The following is a 25,699-nucleotide window of genomic DNA, read 5'->3' on the forward strand; positions in this document are numbered from 1 at the left end:
GGGCGGTCAGTCGGCGGAGGAGCTCCAGCCGTTCGCCGCGATACGGGCCGCGTCCGCCGGTCGGGCCTCGTCGAACAGGACTCGGTCCGCCGCCTCGACGCGCAGACCGTCGACGTACGCGCCACGGCCCACGTACAGCCGGTCGGTGGCGTACCGCCAGCGGAGCATCAGCTGCCGGTGCGTGGGGAGCCGGGCCGCGAGGCGGTGCCAGACGCGGCCCGACCAGCCCGTGACCGCGCCGGTCGCGTGGTCCTGCGGGCGCCCGCCGTGGCGGGTGGTGGTGAAGGGGAGCGGCTGCCAGGTCGATCCGCCGTCCGTCGTGGACTCCAGGACGAGGAGGTCCGACCGGGGTTCGGTGTCCCACCACAGGGCACAGCGCAGACACGCGTCGCCGGCGGACGTGTCGAGCGCGGGGAGCGCGAGGGTCGCGGTGGTGGCGGTCGCCATGCCGGAGAACCATGCGGTACGACCGTGGCGGGGGCGGACCGGTACGGCACGCGCCATGTTGTCGGCGGCGGCGACCCTCGGCGCGGACCCGGAGCGCCAACCGCGCACCGGATGGACCGAGTTGCCGAGGATGACGAGGAAGGAGTCGGTCGTCGGGTCGAGGACGAGCGAGGTGCCGGTGAAGCCGGTGTGTCCGGCGGTGCGCGGGGTGGCCATCGCGCCCATGTACCAGTGCTGGTAGAGCTCGAATCCGAGGCCGTGCTCGTCGCCGGGGAAGGCGGTGTTGAAGTCGGTGAACATCAGGTCCACCGACTGCGGCTGCAGGATGCGGCACCCGCCGTAGGCGCCGCCGTTGAGCAGTGTCCGGCCGAGGACCGCGAGGTCCCACGCGTTCGAGAACACGCCGGCATGGCCGGCGACGCCACCGAGGCTGAAGGCGTTCTCGTCATGCACCTCGCCCCACACGAGCCCGCGGTCCAGGCCGGACCAGGGCTTGCGGGCGTCCTCGGTGGCCGCGATCCTCGGCTTCCAGGCGGCGGGCGGGTTGTAGCGGGTGCGACGCAGGCCGAGCGGGGCGGTGATCTCGTCGTGGAGGAGGGCGTCGAGCCCGCGGCCGGTGATCTCCTCCAGCACGAGCTGGAGGGAGATCAGGTTCAGGTCCGAGTAGAGGTACGTGGTGCCCGGCCGGTTCAGTGGCGCCTCGTTCCAGATCAGCTGGAGCTTCTCCTCGTACGACGGCGCGCTGTAGAGCGGAATCCAGGCGCGGAACCCCGAGGTGTGCGTGAGGAGCTGACGGATCGTGATGCCCTGCTTGCCCGCCCGGCCGAAGTCCGGGAGATACGAGGCCACCGCCGCCTCCAGTCCCAACGCACCCCGCTCGATCTGCTGCACGGCGAGGATCGAGGTGAACAGCTTGGACACCGAGGCCAGATCGAAGACGGTTTCCTCGGCCATCGGGATCTGCTGATCGGCCGGGAACTCGACGCCGGTGTCGGTCCTCTCGTCGTACGCCCGATAGCGCACCGCCATGCCGATGGGCTCGTGCAGGGCCACGGTGCCGCCACGCCCGGCGAGCAGAACGGCGCCCGCGTACCAGGGGTGTGCGGGGGAGGGGCCGAGGAACGCCTCGGCGTCGGTGACGAGTCGGCGGAGGGGCGCGGGGAGGAGGCCGGCGCGCTCGGGGGAGCCGTGACGCAGGGTGGTGCGGCGCGGGCCCCGGCCGGAGGACGAGGTGGCGCCCGCCGGTCCGGCCGGGAAGGGGGCGATGGCCAGGGCGCCGCCCAAAGCCAGTGTGCCTTTGGTGAGTTGACGCCTGGTCAGTCCGCTTCTGCCGTCGGTCATCGAGGTTCCTCCCGCCGCTCCGGCTGAAAGTATCTTTCCGGGATCACCTTGCGTGGTGAAACTTTCGTGTCAGGTGGGAGCGGTGTCAACGGGGTGCTCGCCCAAGAGATCTGACGGTGTATCAGAAAAGCCCTTCCGTCGTCCGGAGGACTGCGGCATCCTGCGCCCATGCAGACGGAGCTGAGCAAGAAACTGGGAGTCGAGCACGCCATCTTCGGCTTCACGCCGTTCCCCGCCGTCGCAGCGGCCATCAGCCGGGCCGGCGGCTTCGGAGTGCTCGGCGCGGTCCGCTACACCGCACCCGACGACCTCAAACGCGACCTCGACTGGGTCGAGGCCCATGTCGACGGCAGGCCCTACGGCCTGGACGTCGTCATGCCCGCGAAGAAGGTCGAGGGCGTCACAGAGGCCGACGTCGAGGCGATGATCCCGGAAGGGCACCGCCAGTTCGTCAAGGACACCCTCGCCAAGTACGGCGTGCCCGAGCTGGCCGAGGGAGAGGCGTCCGGCTGGCGGATCACCGGATGGATGGAACAGGTCGCCCGCACCCAGCTCGATGTCGCCTTCGGCTATCCGATCAAGCTGCTCGCCAACGCCCTCGGCTCACCGCCCGCGGACGTCGTGGAGCGCGCCCACGACCGGGGCGTGCTCGTCGCCGCGCTCGCGGGCAGCGCCCGGCACGCCCGCAAGCACCATGAGGCGGGCATCGACATCGTGGTGGCCCAGGGCTACGAGGCGGGCGGCCACACCGGTGACATCGCCTCCATGGTGCTCACCCCGGAGGTGGTGGAAGCCGTCGATCCGCTGCCCGTACTGGCGGCCGGGGGGATCGGAAGCGGCCAACAGGTGGCGGCGGCACTCAGCCTCGGCGCCCAAGGTGTGTGGCTGGGCTCCATATGGCTGACCACCACAGAGGCGGATCTGCATTCCACCGCGCTGACCGCCAAACTGCTCGCCGCCGGCTCCGGCGACACGGTGCGCTCCCGCTCCCTCACCGGCAAGCCCGCACGGCAGCTGCGCACCGAGTGGACGGACGCCTGGGACGACCCGAACGGCCCCGGCACCCTCCCCATGCCCCTCCAGGGCCTCCTGGTCGCCGAGGCCGTCTCCCGCATCCAGAAGTACGAGGTCGAGCCGCTGCTCGGCACGCCCGTCGGCCAGATCGTCGGCCGGATGAACGGCGAACGCAGTGTCCAGGCCGTCTTCGACGACCTCACCCGCGGCTTCGAGCAGGCCGTCGACCGTATCAACCGCATAGCCGGAAGGAGCGGCCAGTGACGAGCACGCCCCCCGCAGGCTTCTGGGCCCAGGCAGCGGCCGACCCCGACCGCACGGTCCTCGTCGCCCCCGACGGTGAGGAGTGGACCGCCGGCCGACTGCACGCCGCCGCCAACCGCCTCGTCCACGGCCTGCGCGCGGCCGGGATGGAGCGCGGTGACGCCTTCGCGGTCGTCCTGCCCAACGGCCCCGAGTTCTTCACCGCCTACCTCGCCGCCAGCCAGGCCGGGTTCTATCTCGTCCCCGTCAACCACCACTTCGTCGGCCCCGAGATCGCCTGGATCGTGGCCGACTCCGGCGCCAAGGTGCTCCTCGCCCACGAACGCTTCGCCGCCCCCGCCCGCCACGCCGCCGACGAGGCGGGCCTGCCCGGCACCCACCGGTACGCGATCGGCACGGTCGAGGGCTTCCGGCCGTACGCCGAACTCCTCGACGGACAACCCGGGTCGGCGCCCGCGGACCGCACGCTCGGCTGGGTCATGAACTACACCTCGGGCACCACCGGCCGCCCGCGCGGCATCCGGCGCCCACTCCCCGGCAAGACGCCGGAGGAGTCCTACCTCGGCGGCTTCCTCGGCATCTTCGGCATCAGGCCGTTCGAGGACAACGTGCACCTGGTGTGCTCGCCGCTGTACCACACCGCCGTACTCCAGTTCGCGGGCGCGTCCCTGCACATAGGCCACCGGCTGGTGCTGATGGACAAGTGGACTCCGGAGGAGATGCTCCGCCTGATCGACGCCCACCGTTGCACGCACACCCATATGGTCCCCACCCAGTTCCACCGCCTGCTCGCGCTCCCGGACGACGTACGGGCCCGCTACGACGTCTCCTCCATGCGGCACGCCATCCACGGCGCCGCCCCCTGCCCCGACCACGTGAAGCGGGCCATGCTCGACTGGTGGGGCCCGTGCGTGGAGGAGTACTACGCCGCCAGTGAGGGCGGCGGCGCCTTCGCGACCGCCGAGGACTGGCTGAAGAAGCCCGGCACGGTCGGCAAGGCCTGGCCGATCAGCGAACTCGCGATCTTCGACGACGACGGCAACCGGCTTCCGCCCGGCGAACTCGGCACCGTCTACCTGAAGATGAACACCGGCGGCTTCGCCTACCACAAGGACCGGGCCAAGACGGAGAAGAACCGCATCGGTGACTTCTTCACGGTCGGCGACCTCGGCTGTCTCGACGAGGACGGCTATCTCTTCCTCCGCGACCGCAAGATCGACATGATCATCTCGGGCGGGGTCAACATCTACCCGGCCGAGATCGAGTCCGTCCTCCTCGCCCACCCGGCCGTCGCCGACGCCGCCGCCTTCGGCATCCCGCACGACGAATGGGGCGAGGAGGTCAAGGCCGTCGTCGAACCCGCCCCGGGCCACGAGCCCGGCCCCGCCCTCGCCGCCACGATCCTCGACCACTGCGCCGGGCGACTCGCCGGCTACAAGCGGCCCAAGAGCGTCGACTTCATCACCGAGATGCCCCGCGATCCCAACGGCAAGCTGTACAAAAGGCGGCTGCGGGACCCGTACTGGGAGGGGCGTACACGGACCGTGTGACCACGGCCCGGCGCCGGGAGGGGCGGTTCACGACCGCTGACGCGGAAAGGACTCCAGGGACCTGGCGAGGCCTGCGGCGTCGGTGCCGACCTTGCGGTAGACGCAGGACAGCAACTGCCGCACACCCTGCTCGGTCAGCTGCAGTTCCTTGGCGATCACCGCGGCCGGCTGTCCGTGGACGGCCAGTTCCGCGGTACGGCGCTCCTGCGCGGTCAACGTGTCCGCCTGCGCGTATCGCAACGGAAGCGGGCGCATTCCGGCAGCCGACAGTTCCTCCCTGGCACGGGCCGCCAGTGCCTCGGCCCCGCAGTGCACGGCGCCTTCCAGCCCTCGGTAGAGCCGGTCAGCGGCTTCCTGCAGCCGCCCGTTCCGGGACAGGGCCGCGCCGTGGCCGATCTGGGCACGGGCGAGTTCGTAGGAAGCGGGTGACTGTTCGAGGTGGTCCACGGCCTGCGCGTACAGGTCGAGGGCCGCGAGCCCGCCGGTCACCTCGGCGAGGGTGTGGAGGGCCTGGCCGAGGGTGGAGGAGGCGCCGAAGTCCCGGGCGCGCTTGACGGCGTGCTGGGCGAGGGAGCGCGCCCGGTCGGGATCGGTGGCGGCGAGGGCGGATGCCAGATGCAGCTGCCAGGGGCACCAGGAGGGGTTGTGCCAGCCCCGTGCGTCCAGCCACTCTCCGACCGCGGACAACAGGGGCACGGCCTCCGCGTGCCGGCCCTCGGCCAGCAGCAGCTCGGCGTACACCGTGCGGGGATCGGGGTAGATGACGGCGTTCGGGACGATCTCGCCGTAGCGGTAGGAGTCGGCCAGGCGGCGCGCTTCGGCGGTGCGGCCGCGGGCGAGCAGGATCTGCATGAGGATGCCGATGGCGAACCACTGGGCGGGGACGGCGCCCTCGACCCGGTCGGCGACGCGCAGGCCCTCGCGCACCAGATCCTCCGCGTCGGCCAGACAGCCGCGACGGTAGCGGATATAGCCGTAGAGGGTCTGCCCCAGAGCCAGGTGGGAGCCGCGCCAGCCCTCGCGCTCGCACTCGGCGATGCCGTCGGCGAACAGTTCCTCGGCCCGCCGCGGCTGATCGCCGTACATGAACACCATGGCGACCGCGACCGGTACCTCGAACCCCCGGTTCTGCTCGGTCCAGCTCAGTCCGCCCCGCAGGGCCTGTTCGGCGTACGCGAGGGCGGTCTGCCGGGACTCGCCGCGCGCCATGGCGTCCCAGGAACGCGAACCCAGGATGTACCGCTCCTCCAGACCGCGGCCGGTCACCCGCTCGGCCAGCCGCGCCAGCCTGCGGGAGCGCGCGTGCGAGTCGGGCTCGTCGGCGCGGAAGGCGCTCCAGACGAAATGATCCGCCTGCATACGCAGCCGGAGGCGGGGATGGGTGGCGAGCCGCGCCTCGTCGGCGGAGACGGTCGCGGCCTCGGCCAACCGGTCGGTGTGGGCCAGCGCCTGGGTCAGCCGGTAGACGATGGAGGCCCGCAGCTCGGGATCGACTCCGGGCTCCGCCAGCGCCTCCTGAAGATGGCTGACCGTGGCCGTGGGTTCGATCAGAAACGTCGCGCACGCGAGCTCGTGGAGGAGCGCGGCCCGGTGCTCCGGCAGCGGGGGCTCCTGAAGCGCTCGGGCCAGGACGCGCCGGGCGGCCTCCGGGGCTCCGGCACGGAGGTACTCACGGGCGGCCTCGCGCAGGCATGCGACCACTTCGGGCCTGCCGTCGCAGGGAACCTCCAGCAGATGCCGGGCGGTGGCCGCGGGACCGAACCCCGCCGCGCGGACGGCCTCCGCGGCCCGGTCGTGCAGACCGACACGCAGGGCCGACGGGATGGACCGGTAGATCGTCGTGGCGGTCGTCGGATGGACGAACTCCAGGCCACCTCCGCTCTCGTGGGCGTCGGCCAGGATCCGGGCGGTGCGCAACTTCTCCGTCGCCTCGACGGCCTCCTCACTGCCCACCACCGCCAGAGCGGCCGCGAGCTCCCGTGACACCGGGGACCCCAGTACGGCCGCCGCATGGGCGAAACGGACGGTGGCCGTGCCGAGCCCGCGCAGGCTCTCGAGCAGTCCCGGGCCCTTGACCGCCGCGGCCAGATCACGCATCGCGGCCAGCTCGTCCCGGCCGCCCTTCAGGTCCCGTTCGCCGAGCCTGATGGCGAGCTCGACCGTCTCGAACGGACTCCCGCCGGTGACCGACCAGCACTCGTCGCAGAACTCGTCCTCGGCCCCTTCTCCCACCTCGTTCCTGACGATCTGCGCCACGCCGACCGCGCTGAGGCGTGCCAGGGGGTAGGGACGGCTGCCATGCCGTTCGACGACCGTGCGAAAGGGGGCCGCCTCGGGCGGCAGTTCGTCGGGCCGGTAGGCCACGACGATCAGGAGCGGAAGATCGGCCGCCCGCGGTGCGAACGAGGCGAGCCAGCCGAGTGACTCCAGATCGGCCCAGTGCATGTCGTCCAGGAGCAGCACGAGCGGAGCCTTCACGGCGACCAGGCGCGTCATGACCCAGTCGAGGCCGTCACGCACCCCGGTCGGATCCGGCGCATGGGCGGTGTCCGTCGCCTCCAGGCCGAGCGCGACGGCCACGATGTCGTACCAACTTCCCAGGAAGGTACGGCGTTCGGCCTCGTCCATCGTGGCCAGGGCGGGCTGCACGAGTTGGCGCACCAGACGGAACGCCAGCTCCTGTTCCCCCTCGCCACCTCGGGCCGACAGCACCGTGAAGCCGTGTCTCGCGGCGCGGATCCGCGCCTCCGTCAGCAGGGCCGTCTTGCCGAGCCCGGCCGGACCGGTGAAGGCGAGCAGTCCGCTGGGCCGTGGCCGTTGCGTCCCGTCGGCGACATCGCGCAGTCCCGACAGCATGCAGTCGAGCGCTTGGAGTTCTCGTGTGCGCTCCAGCAACGGGCGGGACTCGGTGTTCGGTTGCCATGACCCATACGCCATGTGCCCTACCGCTTCCTGTCGTTGATCCTCGGAGGACAGCGCAGAGCGTACGCCCCTGGTGAGGGCCGGATGCCACTACTAGGGGCCAAGGATGACAGGGAAGGATGAATCCCGCGCCGGAATGGTTCGATGGTCTGCCATTCGGGTAATCAAACTCGAATGGCGCGATGTCGTCGGTGTGGCCATGGGGGACAACGGGCACGGCCGAACTCGGGAGCCGTGCGCCCGCCGCGGTGCGGCGGGCGCGGGACGACTCATGCGAGGGCGGGCGTCAGCGTCGCGTCCACATAGCGCGGCACGGTGCGGGACCAGTAGTAACACCCGCGGATCCAGCCGGCCATGCCCTCCACATAGCCGATCCCGGCGGGGCTCAGCTCCGGCTTGATCTCCTCGTAGAGCTGCTCGAACTCGCGGATCGTGCTGTTGATCTGCCCGATGGCCAGTAGGACGGCCCCCTGCAGTGAGCAGCCCCGGGCCCGCTGGTGGGCCAGGGCCAGATTGATCATTCCGCCCGTCCGCTGCTCCTTCACCGCGGAGTAGAGGTCGGGTATCCACACCGCCGCGTCGGCCGACAGACGGCTCAGACGCTGAACGACCGGGTGATGGAGTTCTTCGGGGGCCAGTTCGTGCGGTTGCGCGGCCTCGGCCAACGGATGGAAGGGCTCCACCCCCGCGGTGAGCGAACGGATCGAGGTGCACAGTCCCTTGCGCAGCGGGACGGGACGGGCCTGGGCCACCGCCTCGTAGAGCAGGCCGTGTACGTATTCGCGGCTCTTCCACGCCCATCGCGCGGCCTGTGCGGGTGTGCACCGCTCTCGGACCTGACGGTGGAGATCGGCGAGCGCCGCGCCCAGGGGAGTGCGGTACGGGGCGCCGTCGCGCAGAATTCCGATGCTCTCGCACAGCATGGGCAGCAGCTGGTCCGGCGAGCGCCGGCCGATCTCTTCGGCCCGGTCGTCGAAGACGAATTGGTAGGCGATTTGGTTGGCCACGATCTGGAGGACGTCCAACTCCACCGTCGGACTGTTGTAGGCCGCGAGTTCCGCCGGCCTGGTGAAGGCGATCATCGTTGCCACGCCGACATCGTCGGTCAGCCCGCACGCGCTCAACCACGCGTCCACACCGGCCGCCGCTCGGGACGCGTGGCGATTGCTCAGGAACGGGAAGGGCATGTAGAGGTGGGCGTCGATCAGGTCCCTGAGATTGGACGCCGGAATTCCGCTCCGTGCGGCGAGTGCGACTTCCTCATGCGTCGTCGACACCGCTGTCACCTGCCCTTCGGGATTCGTGTGTGCGGGGTGTGGCAGCCGTTCGGGGCGCGAGTGAGCTCGCGCGAGGGGGCGTGCCGACCGGCACGCGCGTACGCGGTTCGCAGACCATGCCCAGCGACCTCGGCCCCAGCGTCGCGCCGGGGCGCGGCCGTTCGACGGGCCCGGGCAGGTGGCGCAGGCGCCAGCGGTGGGCGATGGTCGCGAGGGCCACGGTCATCTCCGCCATGGAGAACACGTCGCCGATGCACTTGCGGCTGCCCGCGGCGAACGGGATCAGCGCACCGTGGTGCTCGTCGGCCGTCCGACCCGGCAGCCAGCGCTCTGGAAGGAACCGATCGGCGTCGGGGAACGACCCCGGATCGTGATGGAGCAGGTAGGGGCTGTACAGAACGGTGGCTCCCCGGGGGAGACGGTGTCCGGCGAACTCCGTTTCCCTGGTGGTGGTGCGGGTGAAGAGCCAGCCGGGGGGTGAGTGGCGCAGGGTCTCCGTGACGACGGCGCGCGTGTAGACGAGGCGCGGCAGATCGCCGGGGCCCGGTCGCTGCCGCCCGGCCAGGACGTCGTCCACTTCTTCGTGCAGGCGGCGCTCCACCTCAGGATGTTCCGCCAGGAGGCTGAAGACGGAGGCGAGGCACATGGAAGGGCTCTCGGATCCGGTGAGCAGAAGCGAGACGAGGTGGTCGTGAACCGCCTGTTCGGTGATCGGCTCCTGGGCGCCGTCCGCACGCGTGGCTTCCAGCAGGGTCCCCAGCAGGTCGTCGCGGGGTGCGCCCTGCCGGCGCTCGGCGATGGCCGCGTCGACGATGGCGTGCACGCTGTGGACTGCGCGCCGGTAACGACGGTTCGCGGGTGTGGGCACCCGGAACAGGGCGCCGACCGGCACGATCGTACGGACGAACAGGCCGCGGACGATCGCCGCGAGACTGTGCCGCACCTGGGCGGTCGTCGCGGCGTCCAGCGAGTCGGAGAAGAGCACGCGGCTGACCACAGCCGTGGTGAAGTCCATCATGGCCGCACTGACGTCGACCGTCTGCCCGGCCCGCCAGTCGCGGCAGACCGATTCCGCCTCCGCGCCCATCAACGACATGTGGTCGTCCACGCGCGACGGGCGGAAGTCGGGTTGCAGCAGCCTGCGCTGTTGACGATGTTCGGCATGACGGCACGTCACCACGCCGTCGCCCATGAGTATGCGGAGCCTGTCGTATTGCGGGCCCCCCTTGTCGAACGTACGCGTGTCCTTCAGCATCCGGTGGACCAGCTCCGGGTGACACACCATCCACGCGCGCTGGGGCCCCAGCCGTATCTCGACCAGATCCCCGTGACCGGGTAAGGAATTCAGGAAATCCAGCGGACGCCGAAACAAAGCGATACCGTGGCTGACAGTGGGGAATATGCCCGGCGCAGTCCCCACCCTCCATCCGTGTTCTGGTTCAGGCGCAACATGACTCATCGAAAACCCCTGCCTCAAGCGGCACATGAAAGTCGGTGGATGCTCCACTGATTTGGTGTTCGAGTCATGTACTGCCCAGTTCAACCAGCCCGCGGTTTCGTGAATCCTTTCTGCACGGGGGCGCACGGGGGCACGGAGAAGCAGGAATGAAGCATTCGGCTGCATGGCCCTTGCGAGACGCGGGAGGAGTTCCGCCCCATGTGGTCCGGCCCCATGTGGTCCGGCCCCATGTGGTCCCGCCCCATGTGGGACGGGACCACATTCGCTTAGCGTTCGCGCACGCGCACGACCTTCAGGACAGGCGACGACAAGATGTCCTTCTCGCAGAACCGCCCGGTCACCCACTTCTCACCCGAGAACAACCAGGTCTGGTCGCGGAAGTGGGGCGAGTTCGGGTTCGAGGACTGGGAGTACGTCAGGAGAGTACGGGCCACCGGGCAGCGTCCGTCGTCCCAGCCGACCGCCTGGATATGGCTTGAGCCGGTCGACACCTCGGTGTAGCCGCCCTGCGCCGCGTTCCACACCGGTTCGACCTTGTTCCACACACCGAGCCCCTCCGTGCCGCCGGGAGCGGGGATGCGCTGACCGTTCCGTACGACGAACTGGTGCTCACCGAGGCGGGCGTCGAGCGCGATGCCCGCCGCACGGAGTTCGGCGACCGCGTCCGCGAGGGCCGTGGCGAAGCCGGGGGCGCTGGTGTTCAGCGTGTTCGGGGTGCGCACCGGGTCGGCCGGGGAGAAGGGAACCTTCCACCGCTGGGTGGCCGGCACCTTCGCCGTCAGCTTCCGCCAGAACCGGTCGAAGAGCAGGGCACCCCGGCTGCCGGTGTCCATGGTGCGGTCCCAGGACGCGAGCACCGAGCAGGCTTCGGTCACCTCAACTGCCTTGCCGTCGCTGCCCGTTGCCGTTCCGCCCGGCAGTACGGCACATGCCTTCGCCGCGTCGGCCGCGGCCAGGGCGGCGGCGGGTACCCGGTTCGTGAACTGCTGGCGCTGCAGATCCCGGACGGTCAGACCGCCCCGCTCCGCCATCGCCGCCACGTCCTCGATCGCGCCGCGGGTGCGCAGCGAGCGCTGCGTGCCGATGTTGCCGAAGATCCGCTCGTACCCGGTGAGCGGACGGTCGGCGTTGGCCAGCCAGGCGCTGTCGTTGGAGTTCTCCGCGTACGGCGCGTCCTTCAGCGTCGGCATGCGCGCCGGACCGAAGATCCCGGGCTGGACGGCGTCGGCGTCACGGCCCAGGGCACAGTCGCCGCGGGCGCCGTCGAGGACCGCGAGGCCAGCCGCCGGGTAGGTGGCCCTGCCGAGGTCCGTGGAGCAGCGCGCCGCCACGTCGTCGGTGATCCGGGGCAGTACCTGCGACTGGGTGTAGAGGGAGTGTCCCGAGGCGTCCGCGGCGATGGTGTTCACCCACGGGAGCCCCTGGTGCCGGGCGAGGGACGCGAGGACGTCGGCCGTGCCGCGCGCCTTGCCGAACCCGAGCGAGGTGTCGCCGAAGCGGAGGTTGGCCGCGTTGGGGTCGTTGAGCGCGTATGCCGTGGTCGCCGTCCAGGGCAGCGGGAGTTCGCCGTCGGTGGAGGCCACGACCGGGCCGTACCGGGTCCACCACTGGGTGCGGGTCACCGGTGCGCCGTCCTTGACCGCGACGGTCACGGTCCGCTTCCTCATCCGCTCGCGTTCGCCGTCCACGAGGTAGACGGTGGGGTCGGCGGGATCCAGCGTCAGACGGTGCAGACTGAACGGGACGCCGGTCGAGACGGTGTGGCTCCACGCCACATGTGAGTTGTAGCCGATGGAGATCGTCGGCGAACCGAGGAGCGACGCGCCGGCGACGTTCAGCTCGCCGGGAATCGTCTGGTGCGCCTGCCAGAACCGGCGTCCGCCGTGCCACGGGTAGTGCGGGTTGCCCAGCAGCAGACCACGGCCGCTGGCTGTGGTGTCACCGCGGAAGGCGACCGCGTTCGACCCCATGGCCGCCTCGTCGGTCCGCTCGCGCACCGCCCGGATCAGGGCGTCCGCGTCGGGGACGGCCCTGCTGCCCTCGTGGCCGGCGGTGGATCCGGTGGGCGGCTGTGCGCCGGTGATGTCGTCCACGGCGCCGCCCTGGCCGCCGAGTACGGCGATGGCGTAGAAGCGGGCTGCCACATCCACCGGGGTGACCGGCCGCACCCAGGCGGCGCCCTTGCAGGCGGGGTCGGTGATTCGTTTCTGCTTCAGCCAGGCGTTGTACCCGGTCGCGAAGCCCCGCATGAGGTCCTCGACCTGGCGGCTCGGGCCGCGCGGTGCCGGTTCCGCGAGGAGCTTCTCCACCGTGCGGGTCTGCCGTACGCCGCGGAAGTACAGGTCGCTGGAGAGGTTCCTGGTCGCCGAGGACAGCGAGAAGTCGCTCGCCGCGTCCGGTCCGAAGAACCGCGAACGCTCGCCCCGCACGGTCACGAACCCGTCGGCGAGTGTGCACACCTGGTCGGCGGCCTGTGCCCAACCGGTGCCGAAGCCGAGGGACTTGTAGTCCTTGGCGACGATGTGCGCGATGCCGTACTCGGTATAGCGGACGACGGCGGACAGACCACCGTCCGAGAGCTGTTCCTGCCGGTCTTGCCGGTCTGGCCGGTCCTGCGGGGCCTGCCGCTCGGCCGCGGCCGCGGGCAGTAGCCCGGCCGTGGTGGCGAGCAGGGCGACGGCCGCGACGACGAGCCGTCTGGGGCGGGTGCGCATCGTGCCTCCCAACGTCATTGAGGGAAGGAGCCGTTGAACATACCAACGGGTATGGATCCCCGGCCGGGTGTCCGGTGTCAGCCTTGACCCGTCTCTTCGAGACACCGAGGATCATGTGTCATGACGCCAGGACACGGCAGCACGGTTGACGGAGTGCTGCGCCGCAGCGCCCGACGCACCCCGGTACGCACCGCGGTCGAGGACCGCGAACGCGCGTGGACGTATGAGGAACTCGACGAGGCCGTCTCCCGTGCGGCGAGCGTCCTGCTCGCCCAGGACCTCGCCCCCGGCGACCGGGTGGCCGCCTACGGCCACAACTCGGGCGCCTACCTCATCGCCTTCCTGGCGTGCGCCCGCGCGGGCCTCGTCCACGTCCCCGTCAACCAGAACCTCACCGGCGACGACCTCGCCTACATCGTCGGCCAGTCCGGCAGCTCGCTGGTTCTCACCGACCCCGCCCTGGCCGGCCGGCTCCCCGACGGCGTCCGTACGATGCCGCTGCGCGACGCCGACGACTCACTGCTGGCGCGGCAGGCCACGGCGCCCGCGTACGACGGCCCGGAGGCGCGCGGCGAGGACCTGGTCCAGCTTCTCTACACCTCGGGCACGACGGCCCTGCCGAAGGGCGCGATGATGACCCACCGCGCCCTGGTCCACGAGTACCTGAGCGCGATCACCGCCCTCGATCTGAGCGCCGGGGACCGCCCTGTCCACTCACTGCCGCTGTACCACTCGGCGCAGATGCATGTGTTCCTCATGCCGTATCTGGCGGTCGGCGCCACCAACATCATCCTGGAGTCGCCCGACGGTGACCAGCTCTTCGACCTGATCGAAGCCGGTCGCGCGGACAGCCTGTTCGCCCCGCCCACGGTCTGGATCGGCCTCGCGGGCCGCCCCGACTTCGCGACCCGGGAGCTCGACGGGCTGCGCAAGGCGTACTACGGCGCCTCGATCATGCCGGTGCCGGTCCTGGAGCGGCTGCGTGAGAGATGGCCCGAGCTGGCCTTCTACAACTGCTTCGGGCAGAGCGAGATCGGCCCGTTGGCCATGGTGCTGGCCCCGGAGGAGCACAAGGGCCGGATGGACTCCTGCGGCCGTACCGTCCTCTTCGTCGACGCCCGGGTGGTCGACGAGGACGGCGAGGACGTCCCCGACGGCACCTCCGGCGAGATCGTCTACCGCTCCCCTCAGCTGTGCGAGGGCTACTGGGACAAGCCCGAGGAGACCGCCGAGGCCTTCCGCGACGGCTGGTTCCGCTCCGGCGACCTGGCGGTGCGGGACGCGCACGGCTACTTCACGATCGTCGACCGGGTGAAGGACGTCATCAACTCCGGGGGCGTACTGATCGCCTCACGTGAGGTCGAGGACGCGCTGTACACGCACGAGGGCGTCGCTGAGGTCGCCGTGATCGGCCTGCCCGACGAGCGCTGGATCGAGGCCGTCACGGCGGTCGTCGTCCCGCGCGGCGAGGTGAGCGAGGCCGAACTGATCGAGCACGCGCGCGTGAAGCTCGCCCACTTCAAGGCGCCCAAGCGGGTGACGTTCGTGGACGAGCTGCCGCGCAACGCCAGCGGGAAGATCCTCAAGCGGGAGCTGCGGGATCGGTTCGCCGACCATTAGTCGAAGCCGGTCCGCGCGGATGGTCAGCGGGGCCGCAGATCCTGGATCCGCCGGATCTTGCCCACGGACCGTTCCAGTGACTCCGGTTCGACGATCTCCACGGCGACCGACACCCCGATGCCGTCCTTCACGGCCGCGGCGATGGCCTGGGCGGCTGCGTCCCGGACCTCGGGTGACGCGCCGGGGCGGGCCTCCGCGCGCACCGTGAGGGCGTCGAGACGGCCCTCCCGGGTGGGACGCAGCTGGAAGTGGGGTGCCACGCCCGGGGTCCGGAGCACGATCTCCTCGATCTGGGTGGGGAAGAGATTGACCCCGCGCAGGATGACCATGTCGTCACTGCGGCCGGTGATCTTCTCCATCCGCCGGAACGCCCGGGCGGTCCCCGGCTGCAGCCGTGTCAGGTCCCGGGTGCGGTAGCGGATGACGGGCATGGCCTCCTTGGTGAGCGAGGTGAAGACCAGCTCGCCCTCCTCGCCGTCGGGCAGCACCTCGCCGGTGATCGGGTCGACGATCTCCGGGAAGAAGTGGTCTTCCCACACATGCAGCCCGTCCTTGGTCTCCACGCACTCCTGGGCGACCCCGGGCCCGATCACCTCGGACAGCCCGTATACGTCGACCGCGTCGATCGCGAACCGCTCCTCGATCTCGTGGCGCATCTGCTCGGTCCAGGGCTCGGCACCGAAGATGCCCACACGCAGGGAGGTACCGCGCGGGTCGACGCCCAGCCGTTCGAACTCGTCTAGAAGAGTGAGCATGTACGACGGCGTCACCATGATGATCTCGGGCCTGAGGTCCTGGATCAGCTGGACCTGGCGGGCCGTCATACCGCCGGACGCGGGGATGACCGTACAGCCGAGCCGTTCGGCACCGTAGTGTGCGCCGAGCCCACCGGTGAACAGCCCATAGCCGTACGCCACATGCACCTTGTCCCCGGGCCGCCCGCCCGCCGCCCGGATGGACCGGGCCACCATGTCGGACCACAGGGAGAGGTCGGCGTCGGTGTAGCCGACGACCGTGGGACGCCCGGTGGTGCCGCTGGAGGCGTGGATACGGCGGATACGGTCCTGGGGCACGGCGAACATCCCGTACGGGTAGTTCTCACGCAGGTCGGCCTTGGTCGTGAACGGGAAGCGGGCCAGATCGGCGAGCGAGCGGCAGTCGTCGGGCCGTATGCCGGCCTTGTCGAAGGAGTCCCGGTAGAACGGCACGTTGTCGTACGCGTGCCGCAGCGATGTCCGCAACCGCTCCAACTGCAACGCCCGCAGTGCCTCCGGGGCGAGCCGTTCCCCCGAGTCCAGCAGCTCCGTCGCATCCGCCATGGGGACTTCTCCCTCGCCGACCACGCCAATCCGGACGACCGATCATTCGGTCCGGGTGTTCGGGATCAGTAATCCAGGCGGTGATTGATCAGGCAAGGGGGCGGGCCGCACTTTCTGCGCGTCAGGGCGCCACAATGGCCTGCTTGGACTTGCCGGCGCCCCATCGCCCTGCGACAACAACCCCGTTGCGGTGCGGGCGGTCGGCGGTTCAAGATCGGCGCCATGCCGACTTTCACCGCTGCCGACGGGACCCAGCTCGCCTACCGCCTGCGAGGTGAGGGCGAACCGCTCGTCGTCCTGCCCGGTGGGCCGATGCGCGCTTCTGCCTACCTCGGTGACCTGGGCGGACTGGCGGCGCACCGGCAACTGGTGCTGCTCGACCTGCGCGGAACGGGGGACTCCGCGGTGCCCTCGGATCCCGCCACCTATCGGTGCGACCACCTGGTGGACGACGTAGAGGTGTTGCGCACCCACATGGGGCTGGCCCACATGGATGTGCTCGGGCACTCGGCGGGCGGGAGCCTCGCCATGTTGTACGCCGCCCGCTATCCGGAGCGGGTGGCGCGCCTGGCGCTGGTGACCGCGACGCCCTGGGCGTTGGGGATGCCCGCCACGGCCGAGGAACGGCTGGCCGCCGCCCGGGCGAGGGAGGGCGAACCGTGGTTCGCGGAGGCGTTCCCGGCGTTCCAGGCGTGGCTGGCCGGGACGGGCGACTGCGACCCCCTGTGCGCGCCCTTCTTCTATGGTCGTTGGGACCATGTGGCCCAGGCACACGACGCGCGCGGCGACGCCGAGTTCAACGACGAGGGCTTCGACATCTACGGCTCCGACGGGGCCTACGACCCGCCCACGACCCGCTCCCAGCTCTCCCGACTCGCCGCCCCGGTGCTCGTCCTGGCGGGCGAACTCGACGGAGGCCCCAGCCCTGAACTCGCCCGCCGCACGGCCGACGCCTTCCCGAACGCCGAACTGGCCGTGCAACCCGGTGCCGGGCACTATCCGTGGCTCGACGACGCGGAGTGGTTCGTACGGCGTCTCGTCGCCTTTCTCTGCGGCCCGCGCTGACCCTGGCCGTGGTCACGGCCGCCACGAAGATCACCACCGCGTATGGGCTGCCTCCGCCTAGTGGGCCGCCACCGGCCACTGGGCTGCCACGGCCCCGTACTGATCCCGGTGATCCTGTGCCCGCTCACCGCCCAGGCGTGCTTCAGCGGCCGAACCGACGCCGGTACACGACGTAACCGGCGGCCAGAGCCACCGCGCCGACGGCCAGGCCGGCCCCCAGAGCCACCTCGAGGTCCGCCGGCCCCGTGCTGCCGCCGAGGCCGCCCCTGACTCCCTGGGTGGGGAGCGCCGAGCGTACGGGCAACGGCGAAACGACGGGGCGTGGCGATGAGACGGCCGCGTCGCGGTGTGGCAGGACATCACAGGCGGTGCCGTCGTGCCTTCCTCGGTCCTCGTCCAGGCGACGGTGGTCGTCGGGGTCGCGGTTGAACTCCGCCTGGGCATCTTCCTGGAAGGCGAAGTCGTGGCAGTCCCGGCCGTTCTCGGCGTGGGCGGCCTGGGCCGCCGGGCCGGCGGTGACGAGGACGGTGATCGCGGCTGTGCATATCGCGTGGGTACGTCTCTTCACGGGCGCTCCCTTTCGGTCCTGCGGTCTCGGCGACCGTCATTGCGACCGTAGGGACGCCACCCGCGCCCGGCGCGCCTTGTTACGCCATCCGACTGCCCCGCACATCGGCGATGCCCGAACGGCCCAACCCCGGCTGCTCAGTCCTTCCGCGGCCCGTACGCCGTCAGGAAACGGTCACGGAACTTGTCCATGCCCCAGGTCGGAGCGTTCTCGGCGGGCTTGAGGCCGTCCGTCCAGTTCCAGTCGGCGATCCTGTCGAGGACCTTCTGGTCGCGGGCGACGATCGTGACGGGGACGTCCTTGCTCGTGTTGCCGGCGGTGACGGTCGGTACGGGCTGGTGGTCGCCGAGGAAGACGAGGACCGTGTCGTCGGTGCCGTAGCGCTCGACCCATTCCGTGAGGCTGTGGAGCGAGTACTCGATGGCGCGACGGTACTCGGTGCGCACGCGTTCGGGGTCCTGCCAGACCTCCTTGGGGTCGGTGCCCTCCTTCTTGATCTGGTGGAAGACCGATCCGTCGCCGAGGTCGTCCCAGTCGACCATGCGGGCGATGGGTGACCAGGGGTTGTGGCTGGAGGCCAGGATGATCTCCGCCATGATCGGCTCACGGTCCTTCTTGCCGTGCTCCAGACGCTGGAAGGCCTCCAGGCTGAACTGGTCGGGCACGGGCGTCCAGCTGAAGTACGGGCCCTGGTAGCCCAGGTGCTCGGAGTCGTAGATGTGGTCGAGGGCGAAGTACTTGCCCTCCGGCCACGCCCGCCGCACGCCGGGCACGACGCCGACCGTGCGCCAGGCACCGGTCTTGCGGAAGTAGCTGTTGAGCGTCGCACGGTCGCTGGTGGTCAGACTCCGGTACCGCTGCTGGTTCTTGATCCACAGTCCGGACAGGAAGGTGGAGTGGGCGAGCCAGCTGCCGGCTCCCGTCACCGGCGACCTCAGCCACGCGCTGCGCGACTGGAATCCGGCCGCCTTGAGGTTGCTCGTCCCCTCCTTGAGCGCCGCGTCGATCTGCGGTGCCATCGCCGGATCGTCGATCGCGACACGGCCGTAGCTCTCGATGAACGTGAACAGGACGTCCTTGCCGCGCAACCCCGTGAGCAGCTGGTCCGGCGGCGTCTTCGCGAAGGCGTCCACGGCCGCCTGCTTCTGGAAGACGCGTCCGTCCTTGAGGCCGGCCTGCACCTGTTCGACACGATTGTTGACCAAGTCGGCATTGCCCTTGGTGGCCAGCGGGACGCCGGTGATCTGGATGCTCAGCGTCATGCAGGTGATCCACGCGGTGCCCAGGACCAGCGTGGTGCGCGTGGCGACGGCACGGTTTCTGACCATGAGGTTCGTGACCCGCACCATCGCGAGCGTCATGAGCACGAGGACGGCGACGATCAGCGCGATCACGCCGACCACCGCGAGTACCTGGCCGGTCCGGCCGAAGGACTCCCGGACGAACTCCGCCGCGTCGTCGAGCAGGATCCAGTCCAGGACCAGATCGAAGGGGCGGGCCAGCACCTGGTAGAAGCCCATGTCGACGAACTTCAGGACGGTGAGCAGCCCGAGGAGGGCGCCCGAGACCACCGCCATCAGCCGCCGTGACCGCGGCGGCAGCGCCAGCAGGAGGCCCGCGAGCAGGATCCCCTCGGCCGGGAGGCGGAAGAACGCCTCGGGATTGAGCCGTTCGAGCTGGTTCGGCACGAGGAGTGCGAAGAGCAGGAGCGCCCCGGCCAGGACGGTCGTCCCGACGGTGACGCCGTGTGCCGTGCGGGGGTAGCGGCGACGCCAGCCGAACCAGCCGGGGGACGGGGAGGAGCCGGACGGCTCCGCGGGGTGGGCCGCCTCGGTTTCGTCGGCCGCTTCGGTCGGCTCGGCCTCTACGTCTGCCCTGGCCGCGGCTGCCCCTTCGACCGCTTCCAGAGCTTCGACCGCTTCGACCGCTTCGGCCTCTTCGGGTTTTCCGGCCGCCGTGGCCGTTTCCGCCGTACCCGTCTCTTCCGTCGTCTGCTGTGCTAGCTGCTCTGCTGCCTCCTGCGACACCCGGAGGTCCTCCCGTGCGGTCTTGCGATGGCATGGCAAACAGCGCCCGATGACCGAGCCTGCCACCACGAGTACGTCCGCACGTCACCTTAGGTTCAATCGCACCTGACCGGAATTCACCCGTCCGCCGCCACCGCCACCTCGCGTGCCCACCGGTAGTCCGCCTTGCCGCTGGGCGAGCGCCGGATCGTGTCAGTGAGCACCAGCCGACGGGGGATCTTGTATCCCGCGAGGCGGGAGCGGCAGTGCGTCTGGATGTCCGCCAGTGACGGCCGCACCGCACCCGCGCGCAACTGCACCACGGCCGCCACGTGATGCCCCCACCTGGCGTCCGGAACCCCGGCGACCAGCGCGTCGTAGACATCGGGATGGGACTTGAGGGCCTGCTCGACCTCCTCCGGGTACACCTTCTCGCCCCCGGTGTTGATGCACTGCGAGCCGCGGCCCAGGACGGTGACGACGCCCTCCTCGTCGACCGTGGCCATGTCGCCCAGCAGCACCCAGCGCCGGCCGTCCTTCTCGAAGAAGGTCTCGGCGGTTTTCCCCGGGTCGTTGTAGTAGCCGAGCGGCACGTGACCGCACTGCGCGACCCTGCCCACCTCGCCCACGGCGACCGCCTCGTGCGTTGCCGGATCGACCACCTGTGTACGGGAGTTGACGCGGATGCGGAAGCCGCGTTCGGGGCCGGAGTCCTCGGTCGCCGTACCGTTGAATCCGGATTCCGAGGAGCCGAAGTTGTTCAGCAGCATCACGTTCGGGACCAGCTCCTGGAACTGGCGGCGCACCGTGTCGGACATGATCGCCCCGGATGACGACACGCTGAACATCGACGAGCAGTCGGTGCCCTTCATCGGCCCGTTGAGCGCGTCGACCAGCGGCCGCAGCATCGCGTCGCCCACCAGCGACACGCTGGTGACCCTCTCCTTCTCGATCGTCCGCAGGACCTCCTCCGGGGCGAACTTCCGGTGGATCACGACGCGTTGGCCGAAGTTGAAGCCGATGAAGGCGGTCAGCGTGGACGTCCCGTGCATCAGCGGTGCGGTGGGGAAGAAGGTGATGCCGTCGCCGCCCGCGGCCACCCGCTCCGCCAGCTCCTCCGGCTTCTTCACCGGCTCGCCGGTCGGCGCGCCCCCGCCCAGCCCCGCGAAGAACAGGTCCTCCTGGCGCCACATCACGCCCTTGGGCATTCCGGTGGTGCCGCCCGTGTAGATGATGAACTGGTCGTCGCCCGACCGTGCCGGGAACCCGCGCTCGGGCGACCCGGCGGCCTCGGCGTCCGCGAAGGCCACGGCGGGCACGACCGGCGCGTGAGCCGGACCGGGGGTCACGGCGCCCACGCGCACCAGGTGCCGTACCCCCTCCACCTGCGGCAGTGCCGCCGCCACCCGGTCCGTGAACTCCGCCTCGAAGACCAGAGCCGCCAGATCGGCGTCCCGGTAGAGGTACACCAACTCCTCTTCGACGTAGCGGTAGTTGACGTTGACCGGCACGATCCGCGCCTTCAGGCAGCCCAGCACCGTCTGGAGGTACTCGATGCCGTTGTAGAGGTGGAGCCCGAGGTGTTCGCCGGGGCGGATCCCGCTGTCGATCAGATGGTGTGCGATCCGGTTGGCCGCCGCGTCCAGCTGCGCATACGTCAGACGGCGCTCCACGCCCGTGCCCGGATGGTCGATGTACACGAGCGCCTCGCGGTCGGGCACCGCGTCGACGACCGACTCGAACAGGTCGGCAAGGTTGTACTCCACCGCTCCTCCTGACCTCGACAGGGCCTGGCTCACCAACGGTTCGCCGGTCATCAGAGCAAAGGGCGGCACAACTGTGAAGCCTCCGCGCAAAAGAATCTGACTGTCTGTCAGAAAACCCTTGAAGTGCCTTCGCGCCTCCTGCAACCTGTTCTCGTTCTGTCAGAGGGGAGACTGGTCATGGGTGGGACCGAACACCTGGCGGTGCGGCGCGAGGGCGCCACACTGGTGCTCACGCTCAACCGGCCCGAGGCGAAGAACGCGCTCTCGTTGCCGATGCTGGTCGGCCTCTACGACGGCTGGGTCGAGGCCGACGCCGACGACTCGATCCGCTCGATCGTGTTCACGGGAGCGGGGGGCTGCTTCTGCGCGGGCATGGACCTCAAGGCCCTCGCCGGGAACGGCATGGCGGGCGAGCACTACCGCGACCGGCTCAAGGCCGATCCCGACCTGCACTGGAAGGCGATGCTGCGCCACCACCGCCCGCGCAAACCGGTGATCGCCGCCGTCGAGGGGTACTGCGTCGCCGGCGGCACCGAGATGCTTCAGGGCACGGACATCCGGGTGGCGGGCGAGTCGGCCACCTTCGGGCTCTTCGAGGTGAAGCGCGGCCTGTTCCCGATCGGCGGCTCCACCGTCCGTCTGCAACGGCAGATCCCGCGCACCCACGCCCTGGAGATGCTGCTCACCGGACGCCCGTACAGCGCTCGCGAAGCCGCCGACATCGGCCTGATCGGGCACGTCGTCCCCGACGGCACGGCCCTGACCAAGGCACTGGAGATCGCCGAACAGGTCAACGCCTGCGGCCCGCTGGCCGTCGAGGCCGTCAAGGCGTCCGTCTACGAGACCGCGGAGATGGCCGAGACCGACGGCCTCGCCGCCGAACTGGGGCGCGGCTGGCCGATCTTCGACACCGCCGACGCCAAGGAGGGCGCCCGCGCCTTCGCGGAGAAGCGACCGCCTGTCTACAAGCGTGCGTAGCGCTGCGCCGGCCCAGGCCGGTTTGAAGCAGCGGGCCGGATGTGGCTGGCCGCGCCCACGCGGCGGAGCCGCACAGGTCACAGCCCCGCGCCCCTTTCGGGGCGCTCCACGCACCCGACCTCCAAGGAGGCCCGCCCCCGATGCCCGAAGCCCTCAAGGCTCCACTGACCGTTGAATTCCCCTTCACCCGCTCCCTCAGTCCGGTCCAGAGCGCTTTCCTGACCGGACTGCGCGAACGGATCGTCCTCGGTGTGCGAACCGTGGACGGCCGTACCCTCGTCCCACCTGTCGAGTACGACCCCGTCACCGCCGAGGAGATCCGCGACCTGGTCGAGGTCGCGCCCACGGGCACGGTCACCACGTGGGCCTGGAACCACGCCCCCCGCCGCGACCAGCCCCTCGACACCCCCTTCGCCTGGGCCCTGGTCCGCCTCGACGGTGCCGACACCGCCCTCCTGCACGCCCTGGACGCCCCCGGCCCCGACGCCGTGCACACCGGCATGCGGGTCCGCGTCCGCTGGGCCGAGGAACGCACCGGCGCCATCACGGACATCGCCTGCTTCGAGCCGTACGACAGCAGTCCGAACGAGACGGAACCGGCGGACCACACCGGCGAGTTCGAGAACCCGGTCACCGGCATCGTCGCCCCCGCCCGCCTCGACTACACCTACTCGCCCGGCCGTGCCCAGACGGCCTACATCAACGCCCTTGCCGAACAGCGGAACGTCGGCGAACGCTGCCCTTCCTGCCGCAAGGTGTACGTCCCGCCGAGGGGTGCGTGCCCCACATGTGGTGTGGCCACATCCGAACAGGTCGAGGTAGGTCCCCACGGCACCGTCACCACGTTCTGCATCGTCAACATCAAGGCGAAGAACCTCGACATCGAAGTGCCGTACGTCTACGCCCACATCGCCCTCGACGGTGCCGGCCTCGCCCTGCACGGCCGGATCGGCGGCATTCCCTACGACCAGGTGCGCATGGGCCTGCGGGTCGAACCGGTGTGGACGCGGGGCGCCCGCTACCCCGATCACTACCGGCCCACGGGCGAGCCCGACGCGGACTACGACACCTACCGGGAGCTGCTGTGAACCGCGAGATCGCCGTCGTCGCCTTCGCGCAGACCGACCACCGGCGCACCAGCGAGGAGCTCTCCGAGGTGGAGATGCTGATGCCCGTCCTGCACGAGGTGCTCGACCGGACCGGCCTGAAGACCGCCGACATCGGCTTCACCTGCTCCGGCTCCAGCGACTACCTCGCCGGCCGCGCCTTCTCCTTCACCCTCGCCCTCGACGGCGTCGGCGCCTGGCCGCCGATCTCCGAGTCGCACGTCGAGATGGACGGCGCCTGGGCCCTGTACGAGGCATGGACCAAGCTACTGACCGGGGACGCCGACACCGCCCTCGTCTACTCCTACGGCAAGTCCTCGCCCGGCCCCCTGCGCGACGTCCTCACCCGGCAGCTCGACCCCTACTACGTCGCCCCGCTCTGGCCCGACTCCGTCGCCCTGGCCGCCCTCCAGGCGCAGGCCCTCATCGACGCCGGCGACACGGACGAACCCGCGCTCGCCGCGGTCGCCGCCCGCAGCCGTGCCGACGCCACCGCCAACTCCCGCGCGCAGCTGAGGGGTTCGGTGCCGGCGGGGGAGTACCTCGTGCGACCGCTCCGTACCGGCGACTGCCCGCCCATCGGCGACGGGGCCGCCGCCGTGATCCTCGCGGCGGGGGAGCGGGCCCGCGAGTTGTGCGACCGGCCCGCCTGGATCCGCGGCATCGACCACCGCATCGAGGCCCACAGCCTCGGCGTGCGCGACCTGACCGACTCACCCTCGACCCGGCTCGCCGCCCAAAAGGCGGGCGCGTTCCAACGGCCCGTCGACACCGCCGAGTTGCATGCGCCCTTCACTTCGCAGGAGGTCGTCCTGCGCAAGGCGCTGAAGCTCGACGACGAAGTGCGCGTCAACCCGTCCGGCGGTGCCCTCGCCGCCAACCCCGTCATGGCCGCCGGGCTCATCCGCATCGGCGAGGCCGCCGCCCGTGTCCACCGGGGCGAGTCCGACCGGGCGCTCGCGCACGCCACGTCCGGCCCCTGCCTCCAACAGAACCTGGTCGCCGTACTCGAAGGGGATCCGCGATGAGCAAGGAGCCCGTGGCCGTCGTAGGCATCGGTCAGACCAAGCACGTAGCGGCACGCCGCGACGTGTCGATCGCCGGGCTCGTCCGGGAGGCGGCCCGAAGGGCCCTCGACGACGCCGAGCTGACCTGGGCGGACATCGACGCCGTGGTCATCGGCAAGGCGCCCGACTTCTTCGAGGGCGTGATGATGCCGGAGCTCTACCTCGCCGACGCGCTCGGCGCGGTCGGCAAGCCCATGCTCCGGGTGCACACGGCCGGCTCGGTCGGCGGATCCACCGCCCTCGTCGCCGCCAACCTGGTCGCCGCCCGGGTGCACGGCACCGTCCTGACGCTCGCCTTCGAGAAGCAGTCCGAGTCGAACGCCATGTGGGGACTGTCCCTGCCGATCCCCTTCCAGCAGCCCCTGCTCGCCGGGGCGGGCGGCTTCTTCGCCCCGCACGTGCGCGCGTACATGCGACGCAGCGGCGCGCCCGACACCGTCGGCTCGCTGGTGGCGTACAAGGACCGGCGCAACGCGCTGAAGAACCCCTACGCGCACCTGCACGAGCACGACATCACCCTGGAGAAGGTCCAGGCCTCGCCCATGCTGTGGGACCCGATCCGCTACTCCGAGACCTGCCCCTCCTCCGACGGCGCCTGCGCGATGATCCTCACCGACCGGGCCGGAGCCGCCCGCGCGCCCCGGCCGCCCGCCTGGATGCTCGGCGGCGCGATGCGCAGCGAGCCCACCCTCTTCGCAGGCAAGGACGCCGTGTCGCCGCAGGCCGGCAAGGACTGCGCGGCCGACGTGTACCGGCAGGCCGGCATCGCCGATCCGCGCCGGGACATCGACGCCGTCGAGATGTACGTGCCGTTCTCCTGGTACGAGCCCATGTGGCTGGAGAACCTCGGCTTCGCCGCCGAGGGCGAGGGCTGGAAGCTCACCGAGTCCGGGGTGACCGAGCTGGACGGCGACCTGCCCGTCAACATGTCGGGCGGCGTCCTGTCCACCAACCCCATCGGCGCCTCCGGCATGATCCGCTTCGCCGAGGCGGCCCTCCAGGTGCGCGGCCAGGCCGGGGAACACCAGGTGGAAGGCGCCCGGAAGGCGCTCGGGCACGCCTACGGCGGGGGGTCCCAGTTCTTCTCGATGTGGCTCGTGGGATCCGAGCCCCCGGACGCCTGAGGCGGCTCCCGGACGGCGGTCGGGACGGCTCCGCAAAGGTCCCCCTCACGTGGCCTGTCGGCACTCGGAACCGATCGCTAGGCTGGCCCGCG

17 protein-coding genes are annotated in these 25,699 nt (G+C 70.7%); 8 read left to right on the forward strand and 9 right to left on the reverse strand.

All coding sequences use genetic code 11. From position 1 onward, the window contains the following. Positions 1 to 6: 6 nt before the first annotated feature. The gene (locus ADK36_RS03830; RefSeq protein ID WP_048582031.1) at positions 7 to 1,788 is read right to left on the reverse strand and encodes a serine hydrolase domain-containing protein; all 1,782 of its coding nucleotides are present in this window, start codon (positions 1,786 to 1,788) and stop codon (positions 7 to 9) included. A 168-nt stretch (positions 1,789 to 1,956) separates the two neighbouring features. Here ADK36_RS03830 and ADK36_RS03835 point away from each other — a divergent pair, with 168 nt between their 5' ends. Together ADK36_RS03835 and ADK36_RS03840 are read left to right on the forward strand one after the other, a co-directional pair. Continuing rightward, positions 1,957 to 3,066, forward strand: coding sequence for a nitronate monooxygenase (locus ADK36_RS03835; protein ID WP_048582030.1), 1,110 nt, complete (start codon positions 1,957 to 1,959; stop codon positions 3,064 to 3,066). After that, complete coding sequence (locus tag ADK36_RS03840) at positions 3,063 to 4,616, forward strand: acyl-CoA synthetase (protein WP_048582029.1); 1,554 nt, start codon at positions 3,063 to 3,065, stop codon at positions 4,614 to 4,616. Before ADK36_RS03835 ends, ADK36_RS03840 begins: the two co-directional genes overlap by 4 nt. 27 nt (positions 4,617 to 4,643) lie before the next feature. Here ADK36_RS03840 and ADK36_RS03845 read toward each other — a convergent pair whose 3' ends face one another. The 4 genes from ADK36_RS03845 to ADK36_RS03860 form a co-directional block, all read right to left on the reverse strand. Next, positions 4,644 to 7,553, reverse strand: a complete 2,910-nt coding sequence (locus ADK36_RS03845) for an ATP-binding protein (protein WP_053196370.1) — start codon at positions 7,551 to 7,553, stop codon at positions 4,644 to 4,646. 254 nt (positions 7,554 to 7,807) lie between these two features. Continuing rightward, on the reverse strand, positions 7,808 to 8,815 hold the full coding sequence (locus ADK36_RS03850) for a (-)-alpha-amorphene synthase (RefSeq protein ID WP_053196372.1): 1,008 nt from the start codon (positions 8,813 to 8,815) through the stop codon (positions 7,808 to 7,810). After that, a complete protein-coding gene (locus tag ADK36_RS03855; protein ID WP_338060771.1) occupies positions 8,799 to 10,301 on the reverse strand; it encodes a cytochrome P450 in 1,503 nt (500 codons plus the stop codon). Before ADK36_RS03855 ends, ADK36_RS03850 begins: the two co-directional genes overlap by 17 nt. 239 nt (positions 10,302 to 10,540) lie before the next feature. After that, on the reverse strand, positions 10,541 to 12,988 hold the full coding sequence (locus tag ADK36_RS03860) for a penicillin acylase family protein (RefSeq protein WP_053196375.1): 2,448 nt from the start codon (positions 12,986 to 12,988) through the stop codon (positions 10,541 to 10,543). 120 nt (positions 12,989 to 13,108) lie between these two features. Here ADK36_RS03860 and ADK36_RS03865 point away from each other — a divergent pair, with 120 nt between their 5' ends. Next, the gene (locus tag ADK36_RS03865; RefSeq protein WP_053196377.1) at positions 13,109 to 14,608 is read left to right on the forward strand and encodes an acyl-CoA synthetase; all 1,500 of its coding nucleotides are present in this window, start codon (positions 13,109 to 13,111) and stop codon (positions 14,606 to 14,608) included. A 23-nt stretch (positions 14,609 to 14,631) separates the two neighbouring features. Here the strand turns inward: ADK36_RS03865 and paaK are convergent, their stop codons facing one another. Next, the gene (gene paaK, locus ADK36_RS03870; RefSeq protein WP_053196378.1) at positions 14,632 to 15,927 is read right to left on the reverse strand and encodes a phenylacetate--CoA ligase PaaK; all 1,296 of its coding nucleotides are present in this window, start codon (positions 15,925 to 15,927) and stop codon (positions 14,632 to 14,634) included. A 222-nt stretch (positions 15,928 to 16,149) separates the two neighbouring features. Here paaK and ADK36_RS03875 point away from each other — a divergent pair, with 222 nt between their 5' ends. Next, complete coding sequence (locus tag ADK36_RS03875; protein ID WP_053196380.1) at positions 16,150 to 16,992, forward strand: alpha/beta fold hydrolase; 843 nt, start codon at positions 16,150 to 16,152, stop codon at positions 16,990 to 16,992. 142 nt (positions 16,993 to 17,134) lie between these two features. On the opposite strand, the gene ADK36_RS03880 is transcribed toward ADK36_RS03875, so the two are convergent. From ADK36_RS03880 to ADK36_RS03890, 3 genes are all read right to left on the reverse strand, one after another. After that, the gene (locus tag ADK36_RS03880; protein WP_048582021.1) at positions 17,135 to 17,560 is read right to left on the reverse strand and encodes a hypothetical protein; all 426 of its coding nucleotides are present in this window, start codon (positions 17,558 to 17,560) and stop codon (positions 17,135 to 17,137) included. 137 nt (positions 17,561 to 17,697) lie between these two features. Next, the gene (locus ADK36_RS03885; RefSeq protein ID WP_425315489.1) at positions 17,698 to 19,587 is read right to left on the reverse strand and encodes a sulfatase; all 1,890 of its coding nucleotides are present in this window, start codon (positions 19,585 to 19,587) and stop codon (positions 17,698 to 17,700) included. 116 nt (positions 19,588 to 19,703) lie between these two features. Beyond that, positions 19,704 to 21,332, reverse strand: a complete 1,629-nt coding sequence (locus tag ADK36_RS03890; protein WP_053196382.1) for an acyl-CoA synthetase — start codon at positions 21,330 to 21,332, stop codon at positions 19,704 to 19,706. Between the two features lie 177 nt (positions 21,333 to 21,509). Between ADK36_RS03890 and ADK36_RS03895 the strand changes: the two genes are divergently transcribed. From ADK36_RS03895 to ADK36_RS03910, 4 genes are all read left to right on the forward strand, one after another. Continuing rightward, positions 21,510 to 22,310: a crotonase/enoyl-CoA hydratase family protein gene (locus ADK36_RS03895; protein ID WP_048582019.1), complete on the forward strand. Its 801-nt coding sequence runs from the start codon at positions 21,510 to 21,512 to the stop codon at positions 22,308 to 22,310. A gap of 140 nt (positions 22,311 to 22,450) precedes the next feature. After that, positions 22,451 to 23,398, forward strand: coding sequence for a Zn-ribbon domain-containing OB-fold protein (locus tag ADK36_RS03900; RefSeq protein ID WP_053196384.1), 948 nt, complete (start codon positions 22,451 to 22,453; stop codon positions 23,396 to 23,398). Then, positions 23,395 to 24,444: a thiolase domain-containing protein gene (locus ADK36_RS03905; protein ID WP_053196386.1), complete on the forward strand. Its 1,050-nt coding sequence runs from the start codon at positions 23,395 to 23,397 to the stop codon at positions 24,442 to 24,444. The genes ADK36_RS03900 and ADK36_RS03905 overlap by 4 nt, the downstream gene beginning before the upstream one ends. Further along, positions 24,441 to 25,607 carry a thiolase domain-containing protein gene (locus ADK36_RS03910; protein ID WP_048582016.1) on the forward strand — a complete coding sequence of 389 codons (1,167 nt, stop codon included), beginning with the start codon at positions 24,441 to 24,443 and terminating at the stop codon, positions 25,605 to 25,607. Before ADK36_RS03905 ends, ADK36_RS03910 begins: the two co-directional genes overlap by 4 nt. Positions 25,608 to 25,699 lie beyond the last annotated feature (92 nt).

Source organism: Streptomyces viridochromogenes, from assembly GCF_001270495.1.
Lineage (GTDB): Bacteria > Actinomycetota > Actinomycetes > Streptomycetales > Streptomycetaceae > Streptomyces > Streptomyces viridochromogenes_A.

Coding starts and splice junctions, on each gene's coding strand:
- ADK36_RS03830 (WP_048582031.1), bottom strand. CDS start 1,788: ATGACCGACGGCAGAAGCGGACTGACCAGGCGTCAACTCACCAAAGGC.
- ADK36_RS03835 (WP_048582030.1), top strand. CDS start 1,957: ATGCAGACGGAGCTGAGCAAGAAACTGGGAGTCGAGCACGCCATCTTC.
- ADK36_RS03845 (WP_053196370.1), bottom strand. CDS start 7,553: ATGGCGTATGGGTCATGGCAACCGAACACCGAGTCCCGCCCGTTGCTG.
- ADK36_RS03855 (WP_338060771.1), bottom strand. CDS start 10,301: ATGTGCCGCTTGAGGCAGGGGTTTTCGATGAGTCATGTTGCGCCTGAA.
- ADK36_RS03860 (WP_053196375.1), bottom strand. CDS start 12,988: ATGCGCACCCGCCCCAGACGGCTCGTCGTCGCGGCCGTCGCCCTGCTC.
- ADK36_RS03865 (WP_053196377.1), top strand. CDS start 13,109: ATGACGCCAGGACACGGCAGCACGGTTGACGGAGTGCTGCGCCGCAGC.
- paaK (WP_053196378.1), bottom strand. CDS start 15,927: ATGGCGGATGCGACGGAGCTGCTGGACTCGGGGGAACGGCTCGCCCCG.
- ADK36_RS03875 (WP_053196380.1), top strand. CDS start 16,150: ATGCCGACTTTCACCGCTGCCGACGGGACCCAGCTCGCCTACCGCCTG.
- ADK36_RS03895 (WP_048582019.1), top strand. CDS start 21,510: ATGGGTGGGACCGAACACCTGGCGGTGCGGCGCGAGGGCGCCACACTG.
- ADK36_RS03900 (WP_053196384.1), top strand. CDS start 22,451: ATGCCCGAAGCCCTCAAGGCTCCACTGACCGTTGAATTCCCCTTCACC.
- ADK36_RS03910 (WP_048582016.1), top strand. CDS start 24,441: ATGAGCAAGGAGCCCGTGGCCGTCGTAGGCATCGGTCAGACCAAGCAC.